Below are 24,329 nucleotides of genomic sequence, written 5' to 3'. Positions count from 1 at the left end.
TCCACGCGTCGAGCGAGCGGGGCGATGACCCGGCGGCACCTCGGGTGCATCAGCAGCCTCACGGCTACCGACAAGAGGATGGTGCACCAGTGAGCGAGGGGAGGGCCGGCGTGAGGATCATGTTGTCGACGGTCAGGACCAGCAGCGCCGTACACAGAACGCCGAGGATCCACCATCGGCGTGGATGAGACATCGGGAACTCCCCCGGATCGTTGGGATCGATTGCGTCCCCAACGATGCGGCGGAGAGCTGACGCGGACCTGACGACCGGAAGCGGCCCCTGTCAGGCCTCGTCAGCCGACGCTGGCCGCCACGTGCCTGATGTGCTCGGGCGTGGTGCGGCAGCAGCCCCCGATGAGGGAGGCGCCCAGCTCCTGCCATTCCTTGGCCGCCTGGCCGAACTCCATCGGGTCGGACAGGCCCAGCCAGCGGCGGTTCTCGGCGTCCCAGGTCTCGCCCGAGTTCGGGTAGACGACGACGGGCAGTTCGGTCAGCCGGGAGATCAGGCCGGGGATGTGGCGGGGCGCGGTGCAGTTGACGCCGACCGCCACCACCTGCGGGTTGCCGGAGAACAGCGCGGCCGCCTCGGTGATCGGGGTGCCGTCGTTGAGGTGCGCCTCGTCCCGGCAGGAGAAGCTCACCCAGGCCTTGACCTGCGGCGTCTCCTTCAGCAGGCGGGCGATCGCGCGCGCCTCCGGGTAGGAGGGGATGGTCTCGACGGCCATCATGTCGGGCTCGGCGGCCGCCAGGATCTCCCAGCGCGGCTCGTGCCAGGCGCGCAGGCCGTCCTCGTCGAGGTCGTAGTCGCCGGTGTACTCGGCGCCGTTGGCCAGGTAGGCGCCGTAGGGGCCCACGGAGGCGGCGACCAGGCCGCCGCCGGCCTCGTCACGGGCCTGCGCGGCCAGCTCCACCGACAGCGTGATCAGCCGCGCCGCCTCGGAACCGTCGAGTCCGCGCGCCATGAAGCCGTGCACCGAGGCCTGGTAGCTGGCCGTGGTGGCGACGTCGGCGCCGGCCGCGAAGTAGGCGGCGTGCACGGCGCGGATCAGGTCGGGGTTCTCCAGGAGCAGCCGTGCCGACCAGAGCTCGTCGCGCAGGTCGGCGCCGAGCGCTTCGAGGTGGGTGGCCAGGCCACCGTCCAGGACGAGGGTTTTCACCTCAACAGCCTATTCGCCCTATTCAAAGCGTAAGCCGATCTCCCTGACCAGATCCACGAAGTTCGCCCCCGCGTCCGGCGCGTGGTCACCCGGCGTATAACACACCTCACGCAACCGCCCGCTGAACGGGAAGGGCCCATGGCGTTCAAACACCTCCCACGATACCGGCGAGCGCCGGTCGGCCCCCACGTCGATGCCCTCCATCGGGCAGAACGCCGCCAGCATCGGCAGTCCGGCCAGCTTTCCGCGTTCCTGGCCGTCCACCCGGACCACCGCGTCCCACACCCAGTCGCCCGGCGCGCGCACCTCCACCTCGATCCGCTCCCCCGGCCTCCCGGCGCGCAGTTCGCGTGACTCTCCGTAGCTGTTGTGGAAGAAGACGACCTCGTCGTCCTCCACGTAGAGCAGGTAGCCGCCGCCCTGGCCGCCGTGCGCCACCAGCACGCCCTGCCCCGGCTCCGCGACGGTCACCGTGATCGTGAACGAGCGCCACTGGATCAGCTGCAGCGCCCGCCAGCGCTCCAGCGTGGGGACGGGGGGCGTCAGCCGTACCGGGGAGGGGTCCTGCTGCCACGGCGGGCGCAGCAGGTAGCGCAGGCGCGAGCCCTCGTCGAGCGGGTAGACCTGACCGTCGCGGGCGGCGCGCTCCCACGCTTCGGCGAGTTCGCGCACGATCTCGGGGTGGCGGGCGGCGAGGTCGCGCGTCTGCGTGCGGTCCGACGGACGGTGGTAAAGCTCCCACTCGTGCTCGCCGAACGGCGTCAGCGGCGCGTGCCTGGTCACGATCTCCCACTCGCCACGCACATGTCCGCGATGTCCCTGCAGCTCCGTGTGCTGCTCCACATGATCGTGTACGGCCAGCGGATCGAGCAGCGCCTTCACCAGCGACGAACCCGAGCGCGGCAGCCCCTCGGCCGCCTCCACCCCGGTCAGCTCGATCAGCGTCGGCAGCACGTCGGTGACGTAGGCCCACTGGTGGCGCAGATCTCCGCGCGCGGGCAGCCCGTCCGGCCACGAGACGAGCAGGGGCACGGCGTGGCCGCCCGCGTGGGCGTTGCGCTTGTACAGGCGGAAGGGGGTGTTGGAGGCCATGGCCCAGCCGCGCGGGTAGTGCGAGAGCGTGCGCGGGCCGCCGACGAGGTCGATCCTGGCCAGGTCGGCGGCCGGGTCCTCGCGGTCGTGGCGGCTGTTGGCCGACAGCAGCGTGCGCAGGTACTGGGTGGTCCCGTCCCGCTCGCCCTCGCGGGAGGCGCCGTTGTCGGAGGTGAACACGAAGATGGTGTTGTCCAGCTTGCCCAGCTCGCGCAGGGTCTGCCGCAGGGCGCCGACGCTGCGGTCGATCCCGGCGATCATGGCGGCGTAGACCTCCATGTAGCGCTGGAACAGGCGGCGGGTGTCCTCGTCGAGTGAGTCCCAGGCCGGGACGTCGTCGCCGTCCTCGGCGTCGCGCTCCGGCAGGACGGTGCCCTCGGGGTGGAGCCCCAGCTTCCGCTGACGCGCGAAGCGCCGCTGCCTGATGGCGTCCCATCCCGTGGCGTAGTGACCGGCGAAGCGCGCGATGTCGGCCTCGGGGGCCTGCAGCGGCGCGTGGGCTGCGCCGTGGGCCAGGTAGAGGAAGAACGGCTGGTCGCCCGCCTGCCTGACCATCGCGACCGCCTCGCGGGTGAGGTCGTCGGTGAGGTGGTAGCCGTCGGGGTAGCGGTCGACCTCGACGGCCGAGTTGTCGCGGACGAGGCGGTGCGGATGGTGGAAGTTGGTGAACGCCTCCAGGAAGCCGTAGAAGCGGTCGAAACCCCGCTGGAGGGGCCAGGCGTGGCGGGGGCCGGCGTCCGACATGTCGGAGTCCTTGGTCAGGTGCCACTTGCCGACGGCCAGTGTGAGCCAGCCCGCGTCCCGGAAGACCTCGGCCATCGTGACCGCCTCGGCGGCCAGTTCGCCCGCGTACCCGGGGAAGCCGGGATCGGAGTTGGCCACGTGCCCGACGCCCGCGCGGTGCGGGTCGACGCCGGTCAGCAGGGCCGCCCTGGTCGGGGAGCACATGGGGGTGACGTGGAAGTCGGTCCACTGGGTGCCGTGGGCGGCCAGCTCGTCCAGGTGGGGGGTGGGGATCTCCGATCCGTAGCAGCCCAGGTCGGCGAAGCCCACGTCGTCCACCAGGACCAGCACGATGTTGGGGGCCTCGGGACCCGGCGACGGCCGGGGCGGCCACCAGGACTCGGAACCGGCGAACGTCCGCCCAACACGTCCCTTGAACTCCATGGTTCGGGTTATAACCCGAAAGATCACCACAACCAAGCCCCACCCACCACGGACGCCATCCGGCCCCTGGGCGTGATGTGTCGCGAGCGCCGAGAACCGGCCTCGTGTGGCGTGCTGCCGGCGCCGGGTTGTGGCCCGGCGCCGGCAACGAGGCGGTCAGGGACGCTTCCAGAAGGCGGTTCTGGGGGTGTCGCCCGAGGTGCCTCCCCCCGAGGTCAGGGAGGTGAGGACCTCGATGGCGCGGGCCCACAGCGCGGCCGGGTCGGCGCCCGGCTGGTCGGCGGACTCCAGTTCGCGGGCCAGCGCCGCCAGTTCCGCGTGCCCGCCCAGGAAGGCGGCGAGCACGGCCAGCCGGGAGGCCAGGTCGGCCAGGTACAGCGGGTCGGGTACGCCTCGGGTCGCCTTCAGGCGGTCCAGTTCGGCCACCAGCTGCGGGCGTACCGCGTCGAGGGAGTGACGAACCGCGCCCGGGGCCATGGGCTTGGCGGCGGGCATGGCCCTCGCGAAGCCCCGGCCGCGCTTCATCGCCTGGCCGCCGCCCGTGGGAGGAGGCGGCGTGAAGCCGCGCGGACCGGCGGCGCCGCCCGTGCTGCCCCCCACGCCGCCGAACGTCGCGATGCCGTCGGCCGCCTCGTGGATCTCGGCGGCCGGACCGGACAGGGGTGAGCCGGGCGACGGCATGCGGAAGGCGGCCGCGGCCATCGGGGCGGCGGCGGGCATGTCCCAGCCGCGTGGCATCTCGACCGGCTGCACCACCCGGTGCTCCGGCCCGCCCTCGGCGACCTGCCGGGTGTCGGCGGCCACGTAGGCGGTGAAGCGGCACAGCACGCCGTACTCCAGAGAGGCCCGCACGATCTGGCCCTCCAGCTCGTGCTCGCCCATCGCGTAGCGGTCCTCCAGCTCGCGCAGGTGGGCACGGGCCCAGACGGCCCTCAGCGCGGGGTTGTCCACGACGGTCGCGGGCACCTGCTCCTCCCACGGCGCGCCCCCGGCCAGCCCGCGCACGGTGACGGCGGCCGCCTCGCGGTAGCGGCCGTACACGCGCAGCGGCACCCCGGGGAAGATCGAACCCAGGTGCGTGACCGTGCCCGGCTCGGTCTCCAGGCCCTTCAGCGACAGGTCGGTCACCAGCGGCGCGCCGATCCTGCGGTGGATCTGCTCCATCGCGGCGTCCAGCCGGTCCTCCGACTCGACCAGTTCACAGCGCCCGGCGCCGAGACCGGCCAGGCGGCTCAGGAACCCGGCGTTGACCGCCTGGTCGATGCCGACCGTGTGCACCCGCATGGCCGACAGCGCGCCGCCGGTCTGCTCGAGGATCTGGTCCTCGTTGCCGACCTGGCCGTCGGTGACCAGGACGATCACGCGTTCGCGGGTGGTCTCGCCGAGCAGGGTGATCGCCTGGCGCAGGGGTTCGAGGAGTTCGGTGCCGCCGCGCGCGTCCATGCGCGACAGGTGCTCGACGGCCCGGTAGCGGTTGCGGTCGCTCGCCTCGCGCAGGCCGTCGAAGGCCGCCTCGACGTAGGAGTCGAACGCGAGTACGGCGAAGCGGTCCTGGTCGGTCAGCGTGTCGACGATGCGGGAGGCGGCGCGGCGGGCGGCGACCATCTTCCAGCCGCCCATGCTGCCCGAGCGGTCGAGCAGCAGCACCAGGTCCCGCGGGGTGCGCGTCCCGGCCAGCGGCGGCGGCACCACGGTGAGCGCGAACGTCCCGGCGCCGTCGAGCTGCAGCGCCGTCGAGGCGTCGAACCCGAGGCGCAGGATGAAGTCCCGGTCCAGCCGTTCGCCCGGCTCCAGGCTGAGCCGGTCGCCCTCCTGCCGGACCACGTGCAGGCTGGAGGCCAGCTCGCGCAGGTCCAGACCGGCGGCGTCGACGTCGACCGTGAGCGACAGCCGTACCGGATGGGGGAAGCCCGGCAGCAGCACCGGCGGCGAGATGCGGGAGGCGTCCGGCACCGCGTCGGTGTCCGGCGCCACGCCGTCACCCGCGGGCGGCCCGTCCAGCGGCGTGCCGGGAACGTAGCGCGGCGCGACCACCAGCGGGAAACGGAAGGTGGCGGCGCCGTCCTCGTAGGGAAGCGGCTGGCTCAGCGTGAGCCGGACGGTGACCCGCTCGCCCGGCACGATGTTGCCCACCCGGATCGTGAACACATCCGGCCGGTCCTCCTCCGCGATCGCCGCCCGCCGCCCCTCGCGAAGCGCCTGGTCGTAGTCGGCCCTGGCCTCACCGCGTTCCTTGAGCACACCCTCGATCACCCGGTCGTCGGCCTCCATGCGGAAGGCGGTGACGGCGGCGCGGTCGGGCAACGGGAAGACGTAGGTGGCCTCCAGCGGCACCTCGAACGGGTTCCTGAACCCCTGCGCGACCTCCACCCCCGCGACCAGCCCCGAGATCGAGGCGGCCACGTCGACGCTCTCCAGCGGGAGGTTGCCGCGCTCGGTCTCCATCGCCCCCAGCCCGGCGTCGGGCAGCGGCAGGCAGCGGGCCGGATCGAGAGAAGTGATCTTCATGTGAGCTTCCTCTCCTGTAGCACCTGAAGAAGCGGTCCGGCCGCGGCGAGGACTGCCTCGATGTCATCGTCTGTGGGCGTACGGCCGGCGCCGTCCAGCACCAGCACCACCCCGGCCGCCAGCCGAACCCCAGAAACCCGCCCCCCACCCCGAGGGGTTTCCTGAGCGGTTTCCCGGGCGACACCCCGCCCGGCTTCCCGGGTGGCATCGCCCACAAGCCCATGGACGACCGCCGCCTCACGCTGACCGGCACCGGCATCAGCGGCGGCGCGTGGGAAGGGCTGTGCCGGGGAAGGCGGGGTGGGCTCCGCTGTGGGGTGGGCGGTCCAGAAGCGGGGGCGGGGGCCCTCGGCCTGGGTCCCGTCGGGAAGGTCGCCCCCCGGAGCGCCGCCCTGGTCGCCGTTCGGAGGTTCGAGGAGGGCGGTGGCTTCCAGGGTGGCGTCGGTGGCGCCGGTCAGGCGGGTTTGGATCTCGGCGATCGAGTGGCCCTCGGCCTGCAGGCGTTTGACCGCCACCACCTGCAACAGGTGCCGCCTGCCGTACTGGGCGAGGCGGCCGCGTCTGGTCAGGGGCGGGTCGACGAGGCCGATGGTCGTGTACCAGCGGATGAGACGCTCGCCGGGCACCTCGCGGATCCGGCCGTTGGCGCGCTGGAGGCCGGGCCGCAGCGCGTCCGCCGCCCGCTCAGCCAGTTCGCCGATGGTCCAGGTCTCCCTCATACCCTCACAATTACACTGTCATTATTGCAGTGTCAATGGAGGAAGAATTGGGCAGCAAGATCTGTTGAATGGAGAGAAGCGGATTTAGAAGGAGGATTCAGGCATGGCTCCGATTACCGGACCTCTCTCCGGAGACGCCAAGAAGGTCGTGGCCGACGCGCTCCAGGGCGCGCTGGTGGACCTCATCGACCTCTCCCTGGTCGCCAAGCAGGCGCACTGGAACGTCATCGGCGCGCACTTCCGCCCACTGCACCTGCAGCTCGACGAACTCGTCGCGATCGCGCGCGAGCACGCCGACACGCTCGCCGAGCGGGCCGTGGCACTGGGGCTCAACCCGGACGGCCGGGCCGCCACCGTCGCCGGCGCCACGAAGCTGGCCCAGCCCGAGCGGGCGTGGATCGAGGACGGCAAGGTCGTCGCCCTGTTCACCGACATCCTGGAGGGCGTCACCCAGCGGCTGCGCGAGCGCATCGCGGCCACCGACGAGCCGGACCCGGTCACCCAGGACCTGCTCATCGCGGTAGCGCAGGACATCGAGAAGCAGCACTGGATGTTCCAGGCCCAGCGTTAGAGGCGCTACAGCAGCGTCCGGGCCAATGCGGCGATCGGTGGCCGGGTGGCCAGGAGCTGGCGCAACGCCTCCTCCTCAGCCAGCCCGGCCTCCGCCATCGTCCGCGCCCACCCGTCGCCGTCGCACGACAGCGCCGCCTCCTCCAGCCGTTCGAGGACGGTGGCCCCGGGGTGCGCCTCCTGAGCCAGCGCCCACAGCAGGTGCGGCCACCTGATCGTCAGCGCCGCGACCTTGGCCACGCACTCGTCACCGTGATGCGGCTGCCCGGCCAGATGGCGGCGGTAGGTGATGAAGGAGTAGAAGCGGAACACGTTCAGGTACCTCTTGACCTCGCGCGGATTGGTGAGGTTGAGCGCGGGCAGCGCCGTCTCCACCGCCCGGCAGGCCCGCTCGTCGCTGTAGAGCTCGTCGAACACCCGGTCGGCGGCCCTGGCCGCGGCGAGGGAGGCCGCCTCGGACGGCCCCGCCGCCGCCTGCGCGCTGCGGGCGGCCTGGTCCAGCGTCTCGATCGTCGGCGACAGGCTGCGGATCGCCGTCTCCAGCCGGTCCACGAGCTCCGCCCTCGGCTCCGCCACGGGCTGGGCGAGAGGCGCGGACGAGCGCAGCCCCAGCACCTCCTTGATGTAGTCGGGCGCCCCCTCGTCCAGCGACGGGACGCTCAACGGCAACTGCACGATCTTCTCCAGGAACCGCCAGCCCAGCCGGTAGGTGCGCTCGTCGGGCAGCGTCCCCATCAGCTCCCGGTAGGCCAGCCCGACGTGCGCCGCGACCACCTCGGGCTCCATGCCCAGCACGAACACGCAGTTGCCGAAGTCACCGGCCACGAACAGGTTGATCGCCTCGATCACCTGCGACACCGTGCCGGGCGAGCAGCGGTCGAGGTCGTCGACGAACACCACCAGCGGGCGTTCCTCGGTGGCGACCAGGTCCAGGACCCGCCGCATGTCGCCCTGGACCAGGTGGAGCAGCCCGGCCTGGTTGCGGTAGCCCTGGTCGGCCATGCCGAAGCGGGCCAGCGGATCGGGCTGGCGCACCAGCGGTCCGAAGGCGCCGTCGGCCGACTCGGCCAGGAACCTCGCCATCCGCATCACCCCCGCGCCCACCGAGGCCAGGCAGCCGGCCGAGGCGACGGCGGCAGCCGTACCGTGCAAGGAGGGGAACAGGGCGCTGGCGGCCACGCAGGCGGCGGTGACCAGCCCGGTGGCCAGCAGCCCGAGCGCCACGGGCGCGAGGCGGGTCAGCGCCAGCCAGTACATGCGCCGGCGCACCTCCTCGGTGTCGATGCGCGACAGGTTCAGCTCCAGCCAGAAGCGCTCGCGCTCGGCGGCCGGCAGGCGGCCGGTGATCTGGCTGATGATCTCGTGCGCGAGCCCGGCCCAGACCTGCTCGCCGTTCTGGTACATCCAGGGGTTGAACCACACCGTCGGCCGCCAGCCCGCGTCCGCGGGCGCCTGCGCGCACGCGTCGGCCGGCCGCCGCACGCGCAGCCGGCCGAGCACGTCGAGGTTGGTCAGCCTCCCGGTACGGCGCCGCAACCGCAGCCCACCCGACCCCGGCGGATCCAGCAGTTCCTGCACCATCCGCATGAGCGAGGTCTTGCCCGCCCCCCACGGCCCCTTGATGCCGATCGTCAGCGGCGGCGAGGTGTCCCGGTGCCGCAGGAACGCCGCGATGGCCTCGGCGTAGACGCGGTGGCCGAGCCGGTCGTCGAGCGTCCAGCGGTCGGAGGCCAGCAGCGTGCGCGGCCGTATGGCCCGCCGCTGCGCGTCCCGCCGCCGCCTGGCCGGATCGGCGGCGAACCGCTGCCCGGTGCCGACCGGCACGTGCGCGATGTCGCCGTGGCTGAAGAGCATCGCGGTCAGCCCCGAGCCCGCGTACCTCTCGGTGGCCAGCTCGTGCAGGTCGGCGATGGTGAGGGGCCCGTCGGCGGCCAGCAGCGCGTCGGCCAGCACCCCGGTCAGGCTGGGCGCGCTGCCGGGCCGGTCGCTGGTGGAGGCCATGGAGGCGGTCAGGGCCGCGGCGACGACGGGCGGGTCGCCGGGCACGTTCAGCCGGGCCTCGCCGTCGCCGTTGACGACCCAGCCGAAGTCCACGACCAGCACCAGCGCGGCGGCGGGCGAGTCGCCGAGGCGGCGGCCGAAGTCCACGATGAGCCGCGTGAACGAGCTCGGCGCCCACCCCGCGCCCGACGGCCAGCGCACCAGCAGCAGTTCGTCCGGCTGGGCCGAGGTCAGGAACGCGGCCAGCTCCCGCGGCGCCGCGTCGGCGGCCTCCACGGTGCGTACGTCGTAGCCGGTCATGCGCAGCGCTCTGGCCAGGCGGGGCGCCGACGGGGTCCCGTCGAGATAGACCAGGGCCCGGCGGGTTTTGATCGCGGGCGCCAGCCGTACAGCTGTCATGATCGAAATGTGCCGACTCCGCGGTAGCGGTGGCCCCGGGTTTGCGGAGAGTTTGGCCTTGCGAGTACCTCCCATTCACGTGGGTGCGATCGACTGACGGCATGTTGCCCAGCACGCCCCTCCGCGCGAGCGCCGTCGTCGCGGTGGGCACGCTCTGGCAGGGCACGGCCCGCGCCGGCGCCGGCCCGTACGGGCCGCTGCTGCCTCCCAACGGCGACGGGCTCGCGCTCCCCGAGGGCTTCACCAGCCGGATCGTCGCGAGAAGCGGCCGGAAGGTGGCGGGCCTGAAGTGGCACGCGGCGCCCGCCGGCGGCGCCTGCTTCCCCGACGGCGACGGCTGGATCTACGTCTCCAACTCGAAGGTCCCGCTGCTGGGCGGGGCCTCCGCGCTGTGCTTCGGCGCCAACGGCACCGTGATCGAGGCCTACCGCGTCCTGCCGGGCACCACGCTCAACTCCGCCGGCGGCGCGACCCCGTGGAACACCTGGCTGTCGTGCGAGGAGACCGAGAGCGGCCGCGTGTTCGAGTGCGACCCGTACGGCGAGCGCGCCGCCCGCCCGCGCCTGGCGATGGGCAGGTTCCGGCACCAGGCGGTGGCCTGCGACCCGGAGCGCCAGGTGGTTTACCTGACCGAGGACGAGCCCGACGGCTGCTTCTACCGCTTCCGCCCGCGCGACTGGGCCGACCTCACCGAGGGCGCGCTGGAGGTGCTCACCACCGGCGGCGCGTGGCGCGCGGTGCCCCATCCGGCGGCGCCGGTCGAGCCGACCCGCTTCCAGGTGCCCGACGCCCTGCGCTTCGACGGCGCCGGAGGCTGCCACTACGCGGACGGGATCTGTTCCTTCACCACCAGGGGCGACGGCCGGGTGTGGAGCTATTCGGCCGGCACCGGCCGGCTGGAGACGGTCCGCGACGTGGACCACCTCAGCGGATCGGGCCGGCGGTTCGTGGCCCAGGACGGCGGCAGCATGGAGATCAGCGTGATCACCCGGGCCGGCGAGGTGGCGCCCTTCGCCCGGCTGGAAGGGCACGGCCACTCCGAGCCGGCCGGTCCCGCCTTCAGCCCGGACGGCGCCCGCCTCTACTTCTCCTCCCAGCGCGGCCGCACGGGGGCCAGGGCCGGCACCGACGGACACACGTTCGAGGTGACCGGCCCCTTCCGCGCGTGAGAGGTGATCGCGCGAGCGCCCGCCCGGGGTGGTGCAATAGTGGGGTGACACAGACACGGTGGCTCGACGAGACGGAGGCGGCCGCCTGGCGGGCCTTCCTGTTCACCGCGCACCTGCTCGAACGGCGCATCGAGGAGCAGCTGAAGACGGAGGCCGGACTGACGCATCCACAGTACGAGATCCTCGTGCGGCTGTCCGACGAGCCTGACCGGCGGCTGCGGATGACGCAGCTGGCCAGGGAGGTCGTGGTCACCAAGAGCGCGCTGACCTACCAGATCACCCAGCTGGAGAAGGCGGGGCTGGTGGAGCGTGCCACCTGCCCGTCCGACGACCGGGGCGTGCTGGCGGTGCTGACCGACGACGGCATGCGCTGCCTGGAGCGCACCGCGCCCGGGCACGTGGATGTGGTGCGCGAGTTCCTCATCGACCAGCTCACCCCCGACGAGCTGCGCACGATGACACAGGCGCTGCTCAAGGCGCAGGCGGTGTTGCGGGACTAGGACTGCGGGCGCGCCGCTCGGGCGGCGCGCTCCATCTCGACCCTGGCGCTGGCGGCGTACTTGTCGACGTATTCCTGGCCGGACAGCTCCATGAGCGCGTACATGATCTCGTCGGTGACGGCCCGCAGCACCAGCCGGTCCTCCTCCATGCCGTAGTAGCGGGAGAAGTCGAGCGGCTTGCCGAAGCGCACGCCGGGCCGGATGCCGAGCTTGGGCAGGGCGCGGCCGGGAGGCATCATCTCGTAGGTGTTGACCATCGCCCACGGGATCACCGGGACCCGGGACTCCAGGGCCATCCGGGCCACGCCGGTCTTGCCCTTGTAGAGGCGGCCGTCGGGCGAGCGGGTGCCCTCGGGGTAGATGCCGAGGACGTTGCCCTCGCGCAGGATGCGCTTGCCGGTGCGCAGGGCGGCTTCGCTGGCCTTGCCGCCGGAGCGGTCGATGGGCACGGTGCCGACGCCGCTGAAGAACATCCGGGTGAAGAAGCCCTTGAGCCCGCGACCGGTGAAGTAGTCGGACTTGCCGAGTGAGATGACCTTACGGCGGAGCTGGAGCGGACCGAAGAAGTGGTCGGCGAACGACAGGTGGTTGCCGGCGAGGATCGCCGGGCCGTGCTTGGGAACGTTCTCGACGCCCTCTGCCCAGGGGCGGAACACCACGTGGAGGATCGGCGCCAAGATGGCCTTGACCACCCAATAGAACACCCGGCCACCCCTTCGCGAATCTGGTTCTGCGAGCAGAGTCATCTTCGCATCCCAGGGCCGATGCTCCTACACATGCTCTCGCACAACGGCGATAACCGTGCGACGATCGGGCAATTCCGGGATGAATTACTATCACGCCGATGTTGTGGGAGCTGTCATGCCGCTCATGTCTGGCGCTGAGCCATACCACCACGAGGCCGGTCCGGTCGGCGTGTTGCTGTGCCATGGATTCACCGGCACGCCGCAGTCGCTGCGGCCGTGGGGTGAGTTCCTCGCCGGGCACGGGCTGAGCGTGTCGCTGCCACGTCAGCCGGGACACGGCACGACGTGGCAGGAGATGAACCACACCCGCTGGGAGGATTGGTACGCCGAGGTGGAGAAGGCGTTCCAGGATCTTCTCGGACGGTGCTCGGAGGTGTTCGTGGCCGGGTTGTCGCTGGGCGGCTGCCTCGCGCTGCGGCTGGCTGAGGTCCACGGACCGGCGGTGAAGGGGGTGGTCGTGGTCAATCCGTCGATCGCGCTCGACGTGCCGCTGCTCAGGCTGGCGCCGTTGCTCAAGTGGTTCCTGCCGTCGGTGCCGGGAGTGGCCAACGACGTCAAGAAGCCCGGGGTGCGGGAGCTGGCGTACTCGCGGACGCCGGTGAAGGCGGCGGCGTCGCTGCCGAGGTTGTGGTCGCTGGTCCAGGCGGACCTGACCAAGGTCACGCAGCCGCTGCTGGTGTACCACAGCACCGATGACCACGTAGTCAAGCCGACCTCTGTCGGGATACTACGAAAAGTCCTCAAACACGCGACGATCGAGGAACTCTCCGATAGCTACCATGTTGCGACGCTGGATAATGATGCCGACAGGATCTTTGCCGGGAGCCTCGACTTCATCCGGACACATGCCTCGGTACCCTTGCAGAGGGACTGAACGCACCCAGGGGGAAGGCGCGTAGGTGACGCCCCAGAGTGACGAGGACGAGGTCTGGCGTCAGATCGTCGCGTCCTTCAACGAGACAGCCGAGCGTGACTCGGCCGACCAACCATGGCCCGACAGCGAGAACGTGCCGGAGGAGCCGACCCGGCGGGTGGTGCGGCCGCCCGAGTTCCGCGAGGTCGACACCGACCTCGCCGAGCCGGAGGGCGAGACCGAGCCTGAGCGCGAGGAGGAGGAAGAGGGGCATTACGTGCCGCCTCCCCCGCCCCCGCTGCCCAAGCTCGACCTGCCCACCAAACTGGCCTGGGTGGCGCTGTTCGGCGGCCCCGCCTATCTGCTGCTGGCCGCGATGGCCGAGTGGGAGATGGAGGGCTGGGCGCTGTTCACCGCCGTGGCCGCCTTCATCGGCGGCTTCGTGGCGCTGGTGGTGCGGATGGGCGACGGCCCGCCCAACGACTCCGGGTGGGACGACGGCGCGGTCCTGTAGCGCCCGCCCTCAGGACTGGGTGGGCGTCTTCAGGCCGAACGTCTCCACGACGTCGGTGTAGCGGTCGGTGGCGTCCACGACGTGCCCGACCGCCCACACCGTGCCCTTGCCCGGCAGATAGGTCACCGCCTGCAGGCGTACGGCGTCGCGGCCCTTGAGCGTGCCGCCGCCCCTGATCACCTGGAAGCCGTCCTTGCCCTGGCGCATGAGGAAGCCCTCGGTCGGCCGAGCCGCGTCGTACCCGGCGATCCAGTAGCGGCCCTTGCCGTCGCCCGTGACGCCGTAGAGCCTGGCCTCGATCGCGGGCAGCTTCTCGCGGGTCCACTTCTTGCCGTTCCACGACAGCACGAGCGGCTCGACGCTGCCGGGCCCGTGATAGACGCCGCCGACGGCCAGCGCCCGCTTGGCGTTGTCGACCTGGATGTCGCGCAGATAGCCGCCGGGCACCGACGGGACCGGCATCGCCTTCCACGAACCGCCCGACTGCCGCACGATCAGCGGCTGCTCCCCCGTGTCGCCGACCGCGAAGCCCGAGGAGACCGCGTAGAGCGCGCCCTTCTCCTTGGTCTTCTGCACCGTCCAGGAGTTGCCCTGGCCGGTGACGATCAGCCCGGTCTTGTCGCGCCGCCCGACCGCGACGACCTTCCCGCCGCGCGCGTCGAGCCCGCCGAGCCAGTCACCGCTCCACAACCCCGGCACCTGCACGCGGTCGAAGCCCGCGAGGTCGCCCTTCGCCAGGTACGGCAGGCCGTCGTGCCCGTCGCCCAAAGCCCAGACCTCACCCGGCGCCGCGGCGGCCACGCTGCGCAGGTTTCCGGCGCCGGTGGAGTCGCGGATGGCGACCTCGCCCCAGGCCTTGCCGTTCCAGTGGCGGATGGTGCCGCGGTTCTTCCAGACGTCCCAGATGGCCTGCTGGCCCACGGCCCAGATGTCGCCCGCCGACAGCGCCAGCACGTCGGAGAGCGAGCCGTCGGCGTCCAGGCGCGCGCTCGTCGACTGCTGCCACGCCTCGATCGTGGCAGGGCGAGGGTCAGCATGCGCCACTCCTGGCGGGACGACCAGCGAGGACGCCAGACACACCGCCGCGGTCAGGGAGAGCGCACGCCGCCGAGAGCGACGGGTCATGAGCAAATGGTACGGGCTGCTCGGGCACGCCCGCCCGGGGACCCCGTCATGTGGCATCGTCCGGCACCGGGGCCCGCAGGGCACGCCGGTCCGGCATCACCCGGCCCGACCTGGGCATGATCACCCAGCGTGCGCGAACCGACACGGGAGAATGTTCAGCTGACCGTTGCCGGGGCGTGACCAGTTCCCGGGCCGATCAGCTCGGCGACGACGGGCAGGTGGTCGGTGGCGGCGACCAGGTCCTCCCGGGCGGCTCCGACACCCCCGCAGGCGGCCACCCGGACTCCGGTGCCCGTGAACACCCCGTCGATCCGCTTGCGCGGCTCCCTGGCCGTGAACGTCATCCCGTCCCCCCGCGGCGCCCACGCGTACGCGTCGGCCAGCCGCCCGGCCAGATACCGCCAGGTGGGCGCGTCGCTCTGCTCGTTGACGTCCCCGCAGACCACCGGGACCGCGCCGAACCGGGCCGCGGCCTTCTCCAGCCGCCCCAGCGCCTCCACCGCGTGGTGGAAGCGGGCCGCCGGGCTCAGGTCCAGGTGGATGGAGGCGACCGCCAGCCGTACCCCTTCGAGCTCCACCACGGCGATCGCCACGCCACGAATCTCCAGCCCCAGGAAGATCTTCAGCACGTGGTGCTCGGCGTGCACGACCCGCGCCCGAGGACCCACGTAGATCGACACCCCGCCGAGCCGCCCGCCGGCCGCCACCCGCATGCCCGCCGCCTCGGCCAGCGCCTGCCGCCGTCCGCGCCAGTAGAGGAAGCGCGGCGCCTCCTGCACGCACAGCACGTCGGCGCGCATCGCCGTGATCACGCGGACCAGCGCGGGCACGCTGTCCTTCAGCCCGCGCACGTTGTAGGTGCCGACCCTCACGCTGGGGAATCTAGCCCCGTCCGGCGCCGCTGTCAGCGCTGCCGCGCCAGGTCCGCCGCGCCGACGACCCCGGCGGAAGCGCCGAGCTCGGCCAGCCGGATGTCGGCGACGGGACGGTGCCCGCGGCCGGTGAGCTGCCGGGCGAAGGTCTCCTTGGCCTGCTCGAAGAACAGGTCGGCGGCACGCGACACGCCGCCGCCGATGATGAAGCAGCCGGGGTCGAGCACCGCGGCCAGGTCGGCCATGCCCTGCCCGAGCCAGTCGGCCAGCGAGGAAAAGGCGGCCAGCGAGGCGTCGTCGCCCTTGCGGGCGGCCTCGGTCACCTCCTCGCCCTCGATCTTCTCCCCGGCCAGCTCGAACAGGATCCGCGCCCGCTCGGGCTGCAGCCTGGCGATCTCCCTGGCGTCGGCGACGAGGGCGTTGCCGCTGGCATATTGCTCCCAGCAGCCGAGGTTGCCGCACCCGCACAGCCGTCCCTCGGGAACGACCTGCATGTGCCCGAGCTCGGCGCCCATCCCCCACCGGCCGCGGAACAGCTTGCCGTCGAAGACGAGCCCGCCGCCGATGCCGGTGCCGACGGTGATGCAGACGACGTGGGTCTGCCCGCGCCCGGCGCCGAAGTTGGTCTCGCCCCACGCCATGGCGTTGGCGTCGTTCTCGACGACGACCGGCAGGCCCACCAGACCGGTGATCTTCTTCTGCAGGGGCTCCTCGCGCCAGGCGAGATTAGGGGCGAAGCGCACGATCGAGCGGGTCTCGTCGACGAAGCCGGCGGCGCCGACGCCGATCGCCTCGATCTCGCGGCCCTCGGCGAGCTCCTTGACCACGTCGGCCACGGTCTCGGCGACGAGGTCCGGCTGGTCGGCCGGCGTCGGGCGCAGCGCGTGCGCGACGATCTCGCCGTCCTCGTCGACCACGCCGGCGGCGACCTTCGTGCCGCCGATGTCCACCCCGATAGTCAGCATGCTCACCCCAGGTCGATGTGTTCCACGTCGTCGCCGCCGCGCTCGTCACGCGTGCGGTCGCGAGTCCTCTCGGCTGCCCCGGGGGTGGGCCTGTTCAGCGCGTCGAACGCGCCACGGACCGCGGCGAACAGCTCTCCGCCCGCGGCCACCAGGTGCCCGGCCACGTCCGCGCCGGATTCCCGCCGCGCCGCGATCGCCCGGCAGACCGGGCAGGCGCGGCAGATGTATTCGTCGTGGGGCTCGGACACGGCCTCGCCCCACACATCCTTCTCCTTGCGCCCGCCACCGGTGACGGTGCTGGCGACGGAGTTGAAAACGGTCTTGCCCACCTGCCTGGTCGCGCGGTCCTGGATCACGCCGAAAAGCTTGCGCGCCTCGTCCGCCACGGATCCGATGGGATCCCTGTCGTTGCCCGTCTCAGTCATCTGACCCTCCCTGCTGAAGAGTCGCTCATCCTCCTCACTCACTTCGCGGCCGACCTCCTCCGTCGGTCGTCCACTCCGTTCGCTGCGTCGGATTCGCTCCTGAGACGAACCGTACCTTCAGGAACCCGTCCTGGAGCACCGCGGCGCCGATCTTCCTGCGGGCGAGCGCCGCCGGCAGCGCGATGATCCTGCGGTACGGCCCCGCCGTCACGATCAGCTCGTCCCGCTTGCGGGCCAGATCCACCTCGCCCTTGGCGGCCCCGGGCAGCGCCAGGCTGAGCTCGTCGGCGGTCAGGACCAGCGGCGGCTCGACGGCCGGCGGGGCGAACGGGTCGGTATCGCCGTAGAGGCTCTCGCCCAGGGCGGTGAGGGCGTCGGCGCCGACGGGCTCGGCGGGCAGGTAGGGCACGACGTGGATGGGCAGGGGCGCGAACGACTCCTCCGCCTCGGCCAGCAGCCGGGCCTGGGCGCGTACCCACTGGGCGCGCCACTCGTCGGCGTCGCCGGCGGGGAAGACCCGGTTGGCGATGACGGCGTCGACGCGGTAGCCGTACAGGTTGAGCGAGGTGAGGGTGCGGCGCGCTTCGGCGAGCACCACCGACTCGGGCGTGAGCACGAGGCGCACGGACGCGCCGGGGCCGGTGAGCAGCTCGCGGATCTCCATGAGCCCGCGGTGCAGGCGCTCGCCGGCGCTGACCACGTCGTCGCCAGGCGCGCTGACGTGGGCGACGCTGCGCATGAACGGCGAGACGACCTTCATGATCCGGCGGCCGACCGGCAGCAGGCGGCTGACGTGCCAGTCGAGCGCCTCGGGCAGGGCGAGCAGGCGCAGCGTCTCGGCGGTGGGCGCGCAGTCGACGACGATGACGTCCCAGCTGCCGGAGCGGGCGTGCTCGCGCAGCTCCAGCAGCGCGATGACCTCTTCGGCGCCGGGCAGGATGGTGATCTCCTCGGCGGTGATCTGGTCGAGGCCGAGCTCGCCGAGCACGCCGCGGGCGTAGTCCTGCAGCTCGCCCCAGTGCTCCTCCAGGGACTTCTGGGTGTCGACCTGGTGCAGGCGCAGGCCGGGGGCGATCTCGCCGGGCTGGGCGGCCAGCGCGTCGGCCAGCGAGTGGGCGGTGTCGGTGGAGATCACCAGGGTCTTGAGCCCGCGGCTGGCGGCGAGCGTGGCGGTGGCAGCGGCGACGGTGGTCTTGCCGACGCCACCCTTGCCGGTGAACAGCAGGACGCGAGGGCTCACCCCTCCACCCGCTTCTTCAGGCCTTTGAGAGCGGTGTCCACGATCACCTTCTCGGCCTTGCGCTTGATCATGCCGATCATCGGGACCTTGAGGTCGACGGCGAGTTCGTAGGTCACCTCGGTGCCACTGCCCGTCTCGGCGAGCTGATAACTCCCGCTGAGCTCGGAGATCATCTTGCCCTGCTCGACGACCCGCCAGCTGACGCCGGTGTCGTCGTCCCACGTGTAGCCGAGGGTGTAGGAGTCGCTGATCACGCCGGCGTCGAGCACGAAGCGCACGTCGGCCGGACGCCCGTCGGCGCCGGTGGTGCGGACCTCGGCGCTCTTGACCGCGCCGGCCCATTCCGGGTACGCGGGAAGGTCCGCGATGACCGCCATGACAGCGGCCCTGTCGGCGGAGATGGTGATGCTCGAAGTGGTGCGATCAGCCATGCGACCACAGTATCGGTCCGCTCACCACTCCAGCACGAACGGCTGTCCCTTTCCCCGGAAATGGCCGACGTTCACGCACTCGGTGCGACCGATCCTGGTGCGCTGGTAGAGCGGCTGGTGAACGTGCCCGAACAGGGCGTAGCGCGGCTGGACGCGCCGGATGTAGTCGAGCGTCGCCTCGCTGCCGCGTTCGAAGCGCCTGGCCACCGTGTCGTACAGCAACTGCGGGACCGCGGGCGGGATGTGCGCGCACAGCACGTCCACCTCGCCGAGCGCGGCGACCTTCGCCGCGTACTCCTCGTCCTCGATCTCGTACGGCGTGCGGTACGCCGTCTTCAGCCCGCCCCCGACGAACCCGAAGCGCCATCCCCCGATCTCCGCCTCCTGCCCGTCGAGCACCCGGTGCCCCGGTTTGAGGTAGTCGGCCCACAGCCGCGGCACGTCCACGTTGCCGTAGGTGAGGTAGGCGGGCTCGGGCATGGCGGCGAACAGCACGGCGTACTGCCTGCGCACGTTGGCCTCGATGTGCTCGCGCGGGTCGCCGCCGAGCCCCTTCCACAGCTCGGCCGACATGGCCCTGGCCTCGTCGAAGCGCTTGGCGGTGCGCAGCGCGATGAACGCGGCCGCGTTGTCGGCGCCGAACAGGTCGGCGAAGATCCCCTGCGCGTGGTCGTCGTAGTCGATGTAGAGGATGAGGTCGCCGAGACAGATCAGGGCGTCGGCCCCGTCGCCCGATCGGGCCAGCGCCTCGGCGCTTCCGTGGACGTCGCTCACGACATGGACCCGCATGCGGGAAATCCTACGAGCGGCGGCGGCTAGCATGAGGTTTGCCCTTCATAACGCCTGTATGACGAAGCTACCGGTGCGTAACTTAACGCGGTAACGTCTCGCCGGTCCCCGAAGAGGAGTTTGATCCGTGCGCGAGTACAGCGTCCCCGTCCTGGTGGATGTGCCGGCCTCGGCCAGCCTGACCGACACCGTGTTCAGGCGCGGCGAACAGGAACCGGGCGCGGTGGTGCTACGGCGCAAATCTGGAGACGACTGGCCGGCGGTGACGGCGGCCGAGTTCAGGGACCAGGTCGTGGCGCTGGCCAAGGGCCTGGTGGCGGCGGGCGTCGAGCCGGGCGACCGGGTCGCGATCATCTCCCGCACCCGCTACGAGTGGACGCTGGTCGACTACGCGATCTGGGCAGCGGGCGCGGTCTCGGTGCCGGTCTACGAGACCTCCTCGGTCGAGCAGGTGCGCTGGATCCTGTCCGACAGCGGCGCCAAGGCGGTCTTCGCCGAACTGGACAACCACGTGGAGACCGTACGCGAGGCCGCTCCCGAGCTGAAGCCGGTCTGGCGGATGGACGAGGCGCTCGACGGCGCCGCCGTGAGCGGCGAGGAGATCGAGCGCCGCCGGGCCGCCCTGACCGGCGCCGACCTGGCCACGATCATCTACACCTCGGGCACCACCGGGCGGCCCAAGGGCTGCCGCCTGACCCACGACAACATGCTGTTCACCGCGCGCAACGTGGCCGGCGGGCCGCTGGAGACGGTGTTCATGACCGAGGAGCCGGGGGTGCTGCTGTTCCTGCCGCTGGCCCACGTCTTCGCCCGGCTGATCCAGGTGGTCGCGATCGAGACCGGAACGGTCCTCTCGCACACGCCGAACATGAAGAACGTGGCCCCGGACCTGGTCTCGGCCAAGCCGACGCTGCTGCTGGGCGTGCCGAGGGTCTTCGAGAAGGTCTACAACGGCGCCGAGCAGAAGGCGATCCAGGGCGGCAAGGGCAAGATCTTCGCCCGCGCGGTGGACGTGGCCGTCGCCTACAGCAAGGCGTCCGGCAAGGCCGGGTTCGGGCTGCGGCTCAAGCACGCGGTGTTCGACAGGCTCGTCTACTCCAAGCTGCGCGCGGCCACCGGCGGCCGGCTGTCCACGGCGATCTGCGGCGGCTCGGCGCTGGGCGAGCGCCTGGGCCACTTCTTCCGCGGCGTGGGCATCGAGGTGCTCGAGGGCTACGGCCTGACCGAGACCTCGGCCCCCTCGACGGTCAACCTGCCCGGCGGCAACAAGATCGGCACGGTCGGCAAGCCGCTGCCGGGCGTCACGGTGCGCATCGGCGAGGACGGCGAGATCCTGGTCAAGGGCCGCCACGTCTTCGCGGGCTACTGGAACAACGACCAGGCCACGGCCGAGGCGGTCGACGCCGACGGCTGGTACCACACGGGCGACGTGGGCGAACTGGACGACGACGGCTACCTGCGCATCACCGGCCGCAAGAAGGAGATCCTGGTGACCGCGGCGGGCAAGAACGTCGCCCCCGGTCCGCTGGAGGACGCGCTGCGCGCGTACCCGCTCATCTCCCAGGCCATGATCGTGGGTGACGACCGGCCGTTCGTCGGCGCGCTGATCACGCTCGACCCCGAGGCGCTGGAGCACTGGAAGAAGGAGAACGGCGCGGAGAGCGCGACGGCGGCCGAGCTGAGCCGCGACCCGCGCATCCTGGCCGAGGTGCAGAAGGCGGTCGACACCGCCAACCTGATGGTCTCGCGGGCCGAGCAGATCAAGAAGTTCGTGGTGCTCGACATCGACATCACCGAGGAGAGCGGCCACCTGACGCCGACGCTGAAGATCAAGCGCAACATCGTCATGCGCGACTTCGCGGACACGGTCGAGGGCCTCTACACCACGTAACCCCTCCGATCACTTTTCTGTTTGAGAACGGTTGCAGGGCCGATATTGACAACTTGAGACGGATCACAGCTACTAGAGGTCGTATCATTCAGCGGCCCTGACTAGCAGTGCTCCGATGAATGGGCCGCACAGTCAACCCGCCGGTTCGTCACGCCCGGCGAGGAAGGCGGCAAGGGTGCACAAGACCCTCGCAGCAGGCTTAGCGGCCCTGCTCGCGCTCACCGCGTGTTCGGTGAACGAGGCGGCCGCGCCGTCATCGCCGGCCCCGGCAGGCGCCAAGGAAGTCACGTTTCTGCTGTTCGAGTCGCCCAACCTGAACGCGGCCTACTGGGACGCGCAGATCAAGCGGGCGACCGACGCGGTTCCCGGCATCACCGTGAAGAAGGTCGTGGCGCCCGCGGCGGGCAGCCGCGACGAGTTCGCCAAGCAGCTCATCGCCTCGGGCCAGTTCCCCGACGTGCACATCGGCCTGCAGGACATCCTCGGCTTCGCGCCGAACCTCTACGCCTGGACGCCCGAGGACCTCAAGGACTTCGAGTGCGCCACCTGCGGCGCGACCGGCGGCAAGGTCGTGCAGCTGCCCACCAACACGCAGACGCACTCGAACGTCTACTACAACAAGGGCCTGTTCGAGAAGGCCGGGATCACCGCCCCGCCCAAGACCTACGCCGAACTGCTCGACGCCGCGGCCAAGCTCAAGGCCAAGGGCATCACGCCGTTCGTGACCGGCGGCGGCCCCGACGCCTTCGCCTCCACGCTGGCCTGGACGGGCGTCCTGACCACCGACGTGTACGGCAAGAACCCCGACTGGATGCGCCAGCGGCGCGAGGGCAAGGTCACGTTCTCCGACCCCGACTTCAAGGCCGCCACCCAGAAGTTCGCCGACCTCGCGGCCAAGGGCTACATCGACAAGAAGGACCTCTCCCGCGACTACGGCGCCACGCAGACCGCCTTCCTCGAAGGCAAGGGCGCCATGTACCCGATGGGCAGCTGGTTCGCCTCGCCCGGCGCCGGCGACAACCCGGAGAACAAGATCGAGATCGGCCGCTTCAACTGGCCCGGCGAGGCCGACTCCGCCAAGCTGGCCGCCTTCACCGGCGGCGGGCTCACGGTCAGCGCCGCCGCCAAGGACCTGGAGTCGGCCAAGAAGTTCGCCCTGGCCTTCCAGCTCGACAAGGCCAACCTGGACGCCTCGGTCAAGGCCGACGCGCTCTTCCCGGCGATCAAGGGCTACACGCCGCCGTCGATGGGGCCGGTGTTCACGGAGTCGTACAAGGCCTGGTCGGACGCCAAGACGGCGGGCGCGATCGTGCCGTCGTTCGGCTGGGAGGCCGGCGACGACGCCATGCTGCCCGGCATGAAGGAGAAGTGGTGGTCCTCGGCCCAGGACCTCGTCAGCGGCAAGAAGAACGTGGACGACGTGCTGAGCTACCTCGACGACGAGTGGGACAAGTCCTCTTGAGAGTCGTGTACAGGAGGGCCTGGTACTTTCTCAGCTTCGGCGCGCCCGGACTGCTCATCTACGTGTGCTTCGTGCTCGTGCCGATCCTGCTCAGCGTGGGCTACAGCATGACGAACTACAGCCTGCTGCGCCCCGGCTGGACCTGGGTGGGGCTGCGCAACTACGAGCTGCTCCTCACCGACCAGGCGTTCCTGACCTCCCTGCGAGTCACCACGATCCTGACCGTCATGGTCCTGGTCGCGCCCAACCTCCTCGGGCTGGCGATCGCGGTGCTGCTGGATCGGCGCGGATGGTTCTACAACGCCATGCGCAGCGTCTACTTCACCCCGATGGTGCTCAGCTCCGTCGTGGTCAGCGTGATCTGGACGCGGGTCCTCGACGACGAGGGCCCGCTCAACCAGGCGCTGCGCTTCCTCGGCGTCGCCGACCCGCCGGGGTGGCTGTCCGACCCCGACTACGCCCTGTTCTCCCTGGGCGGCATCGTCTCGTGGCAGATGCTCGGCTTCTGCGTCGTGGTCTACCTGGCCGGGCTGCAGGGCGTGCCGAACGAGCTGGCCGAGGCCGCCTCCATCGACGGCGCCGGACCCTGGACGCGCTTTCGCCGCATCACCTGGCCGCTGCTGGCCCCCGCCCTGACCGTCAACACCGTGGTCCTGCTGATCACCACCTTCAAGATCTTCGACCACGTCAAGGTCATCACCAACGGCGGGCCCGGCACCGGCACCACCGCCACCGTGGCCTTCACGATCATGCAGGAGGGCTTCGTCGAGAACCACCAGGGCTACGCCTCCGCCATGGCCGTGGTCATGCTGGTGATCATCGCCGTGGCCTCCGTCGTCGCGTTGCGCGTACTCCAGCGCAGGGAGGTGCAGCTGTGAGACGCCCGCTCGTCACGCTCGCGGTCACCAGCGTCTTCTTCGTGCCGCTCTACGTCGCGCTGGTCAACGTCGTCAAGCCGAGCGCACTCATCCCCGGCGCGGGCGCGATCGCGCTGCCGATCCCGCCGACGCTGGACAACCTGAGCGCGGTCCTCACCGACCCCACCAACCTGTTCTGGGCGAGCCTGGCCAACAGCGTCATCGTCACCACGCTGTCGGTGATCGCGCTGACGCTGCTGTCGGCGATGCTCGCGCACTACCTCGCCCGTACGGCGGGCCGCTGGGGCCGGCTCATCACCGTGCTCCTGCTGTGCGGCCTGATGATCCCGCCCCAGGTCATCCTGGTGCCGATCACCCAGGTGCTGCGGGCCTTCGGCCTCATGACGACGGTCCAGGGGCTCGTGCTGTTCAACGTCGGCTACTACATCCCGTTCGGGGTGTTCGTGTTCACCGGGTTCCTCAAGGGCATCCCCGCCGACCTGGAGGAGGCGGCGGCGATCGACGGCGCGGGGCGCGGGCAGGCGTTCTGGCGCATCGTCTTCCCGCTGCTGCGCCCGGCCACCGCCAGCGTCCTGATCTTCCTGTCGGTGTGGATCTGGAACGACTTCCTCAGCCCGCTCATCATCCTCGGCCCCGGGCAGGGCACCACGGTCACCACCGGCATCTACCGCTCGCTCGGGCAGTACTCCTTCGACTACGGCGGCGTGTTCGCGCTCATGTTCCTCTCGACGCTGCCCGTCCTGATCTTCTATCTCGCGCTGCAGAAGCAGTTCGTCAAGGGACTCACCGGCGGTGCCACGAAGGGTTGAGTTTAGCCGCCCTGACAAACGGAAAAAGATCTCAGTCAACGCAAGGA

Annotated in this window: 22 protein-coding genes; 9 read left to right on the top strand and 13 right to left on the bottom strand. The window is 71.2% G+C overall.

Going from position 1 to position 24,329, the window contains the following annotated elements:
* Positions 1-293 precede the first annotated feature (293 nt).
* The 4 genes from mmuM to HNR40_RS53925 all read right to left on the bottom strand — a co-directional run bounded on the left by mmuM (position 294) and on the right by HNR40_RS53925 (position 6,643).
* Positions 294-1,157 (bottom strand): homocysteine S-methyltransferase, encoded by an 864-nt coding sequence (gene mmuM, locus HNR40_RS39980; protein ID WP_184970941.1) that lies wholly within the window; start codon positions 1,155-1,157, stop codon positions 294-296.
* Positions 1,158-1,175: 18 nt separating this feature from the next.
* Complete coding sequence (locus HNR40_RS39975; RefSeq protein ID WP_184970939.1) at positions 1,176-3,416, bottom strand: arylsulfatase; 2,241 nt, start codon at positions 3,414-3,416, stop codon at positions 1,176-1,178.
* 156 nt (positions 3,417-3,572) lie between these two features.
* Positions 3,573-5,924, bottom strand: coding sequence for a VIT domain-containing protein (locus HNR40_RS39970; RefSeq protein ID WP_184970937.1), 2,352 nt, complete (start codon positions 5,922-5,924; stop codon positions 3,573-3,575).
* Positions 5,921-6,643, bottom strand: coding sequence for a helix-turn-helix domain-containing protein (locus HNR40_RS53925; RefSeq protein ID WP_221341379.1), 723 nt, complete (start codon positions 6,641-6,643; stop codon positions 5,921-5,923). Before HNR40_RS53925 ends, HNR40_RS39970 begins: the two co-directional genes overlap by 4 nt.
* A 103-nt stretch (positions 6,644-6,746) precedes the next feature.
* On the opposite strand from HNR40_RS53925, the gene HNR40_RS39960 reads away from it, so the two are divergent.
* A complete protein-coding gene (locus HNR40_RS39960; RefSeq protein ID WP_184970935.1) occupies positions 6,747-7,214 on the top strand; it encodes a Dps family protein in 468 nt (155 codons plus the stop codon).
* Between the two features lie 5 nt (positions 7,215-7,219).
* Here HNR40_RS39960 and HNR40_RS39955 read toward each other — a convergent pair whose 3' ends face one another.
* On the bottom strand, positions 7,220-9,613 hold the full coding sequence (locus HNR40_RS39955; protein WP_184970933.1) for a KAP family P-loop NTPase fold protein: 2,394 nt from the start codon (positions 9,611-9,613) through the stop codon (positions 7,220-7,222).
* Between the two features lie 101 nt (positions 9,614-9,714).
* Here HNR40_RS39955 and HNR40_RS39950 point away from each other — a divergent pair, with 101 nt between their 5' ends.
* The gene (locus tag HNR40_RS39950; RefSeq protein ID WP_184970996.1) at positions 9,715-10,782 is read left to right on the top strand and encodes an alkaline phosphatase PhoX; all 1,068 of its coding nucleotides are present in this window, start codon (positions 9,715-9,717) and stop codon (positions 10,780-10,782) included.
* Between the two features lie 44 nt (positions 10,783-10,826).
* Positions 10,827-11,282, top strand: coding sequence for a MarR family winged helix-turn-helix transcriptional regulator (locus HNR40_RS39945; RefSeq protein WP_184970931.1), 456 nt, complete (start codon positions 10,827-10,829; stop codon positions 11,280-11,282).
* Here HNR40_RS39945 and HNR40_RS39940 read toward each other — a convergent pair.
* On the bottom strand, positions 11,279-11,986 hold the full coding sequence (locus tag HNR40_RS39940; protein WP_184970929.1) for a lysophospholipid acyltransferase family protein: 708 nt from the start codon (positions 11,984-11,986) through the stop codon (positions 11,279-11,281). The two genes, HNR40_RS39945 and HNR40_RS39940, sit on opposite strands and share 4 nt — an antisense overlap.
* A 157-nt stretch (positions 11,987-12,143) precedes the next feature.
* Between HNR40_RS39940 and HNR40_RS39935 the strand changes: the two genes are divergently transcribed.
* Positions 12,144-12,902 carry an alpha/beta hydrolase gene (locus HNR40_RS39935; protein ID WP_184970994.1) on the top strand — a complete coding sequence of 253 codons (759 nt, stop codon included), beginning with the start codon at positions 12,144-12,146 and terminating at the stop codon, positions 12,900-12,902.
* A 25-nt stretch (positions 12,903-12,927) separates the two neighbouring features.
* Entirely contained in the window at positions 12,928-13,395 is a 468-nt protein-coding gene (locus HNR40_RS39930) for a hypothetical protein (protein WP_184970928.1), read from the top strand.
* A 9-nt stretch (positions 13,396-13,404) separates the two neighbouring features.
* Here the strand turns inward: HNR40_RS39930 and HNR40_RS39925 are convergent, their stop codons facing one another.
* The 7 genes from HNR40_RS39925 to HNR40_RS39895 all read right to left on the bottom strand — a co-directional run bounded on the left by HNR40_RS39925 (position 13,405) and on the right by HNR40_RS39895 (position 19,242).
* Positions 13,405-14,520, bottom strand: coding sequence for a hypothetical protein (locus HNR40_RS39925; RefSeq protein ID WP_246509969.1), 1,116 nt, complete (start codon positions 14,518-14,520; stop codon positions 13,405-13,407).
* Between the two features lie 155 nt (positions 14,521-14,675).
* Positions 14,676-15,392: an endonuclease/exonuclease/phosphatase family protein gene (locus HNR40_RS39920; RefSeq protein ID WP_312896682.1), complete on the bottom strand. Its 717-nt coding sequence runs from the start codon at positions 15,390-15,392 to the stop codon at positions 14,676-14,678.
* A gap of 32 nt (positions 15,393-15,424) precedes the next feature.
* Positions 15,425-16,357 carry an ROK family glucokinase gene (locus HNR40_RS39915; RefSeq protein ID WP_184970988.1) on the bottom strand — a complete coding sequence of 311 codons (933 nt, stop codon included), beginning with the start codon at positions 16,355-16,357 and terminating at the stop codon, positions 15,425-15,427.
* A gap of 2 nt (positions 16,358-16,359) precedes the next feature.
* Positions 16,360-16,782, bottom strand: a complete 423-nt coding sequence (locus tag HNR40_RS39910) for a DUF5304 family protein (protein WP_184970926.1) — start codon at positions 16,780-16,782, stop codon at positions 16,360-16,362.
* A 34-nt stretch (positions 16,783-16,816) separates the two neighbouring features.
* Positions 16,817-18,022, bottom strand: coding sequence for an ArsA family ATPase (locus HNR40_RS39905; RefSeq protein ID WP_184970924.1), 1,206 nt, complete (start codon positions 18,020-18,022; stop codon positions 16,817-16,819).
* On the bottom strand, positions 18,019-18,453 hold the full coding sequence (locus HNR40_RS39900; protein WP_184970922.1) for an SRPBCC family protein: 435 nt from the start codon (positions 18,451-18,453) through the stop codon (positions 18,019-18,021). Before HNR40_RS39900 ends, HNR40_RS39905 begins: the two co-directional genes overlap by 4 nt.
* Before the next feature lie 21 nt (positions 18,454-18,474).
* Positions 18,475-19,242, bottom strand: a complete 768-nt coding sequence (locus HNR40_RS39895; protein WP_184970920.1) for a metallophosphoesterase family protein — start codon at positions 19,240-19,242, stop codon at positions 18,475-18,477.
* A gap of 127 nt (positions 19,243-19,369) precedes the next feature.
* Between HNR40_RS39895 and HNR40_RS39890 the strand changes: the two genes are divergently transcribed.
* The 4 genes from HNR40_RS39890 (at position 19,370) to HNR40_RS39875 (ending at position 24,282) form a co-directional block, all read left to right on the top strand.
* On the top strand, positions 19,370-21,133 hold the full coding sequence (locus HNR40_RS39890; RefSeq protein WP_184970918.1) for an AMP-dependent synthetase/ligase: 1,764 nt from the start codon (positions 19,370-19,372) through the stop codon (positions 21,131-21,133).
* Between the two features lie 175 nt (positions 21,134-21,308).
* Positions 21,309-22,595 (top strand): ABC transporter substrate-binding protein, encoded by a 1,287-nt coding sequence (locus HNR40_RS39885; protein WP_221341377.1) that lies wholly within the window; start codon positions 21,309-21,311, stop codon positions 22,593-22,595.
* Positions 22,596-22,600: 5 nt separating this feature from the next.
* Positions 22,601-23,473: a carbohydrate ABC transporter permease gene (locus tag HNR40_RS39880; protein WP_312896685.1), complete on the top strand. Its 873-nt coding sequence runs from the start codon at positions 22,601-22,603 to the stop codon at positions 23,471-23,473.
* Positions 23,470-24,282, top strand: coding sequence for a carbohydrate ABC transporter permease (locus HNR40_RS39875; protein WP_184970913.1), 813 nt, complete (start codon positions 23,470-23,472; stop codon positions 24,280-24,282). Before HNR40_RS39880 ends, HNR40_RS39875 begins: the two co-directional genes overlap by 4 nt.
* The last annotated feature ends 47 nt before the right edge of the window (positions 24,283-24,329 follow it).

The organism is Nonomuraea endophytica, from assembly GCF_014203235.1.
Lineage (GTDB): Bacteria > Actinomycetota > Actinomycetes > Streptosporangiales > Streptosporangiaceae > Nonomuraea > Nonomuraea endophytica.
The sequence above is the reverse complement of the archived record's forward strand: the minus strand, read 5'-3'. Positions and strand labels throughout refer to the sequence as shown.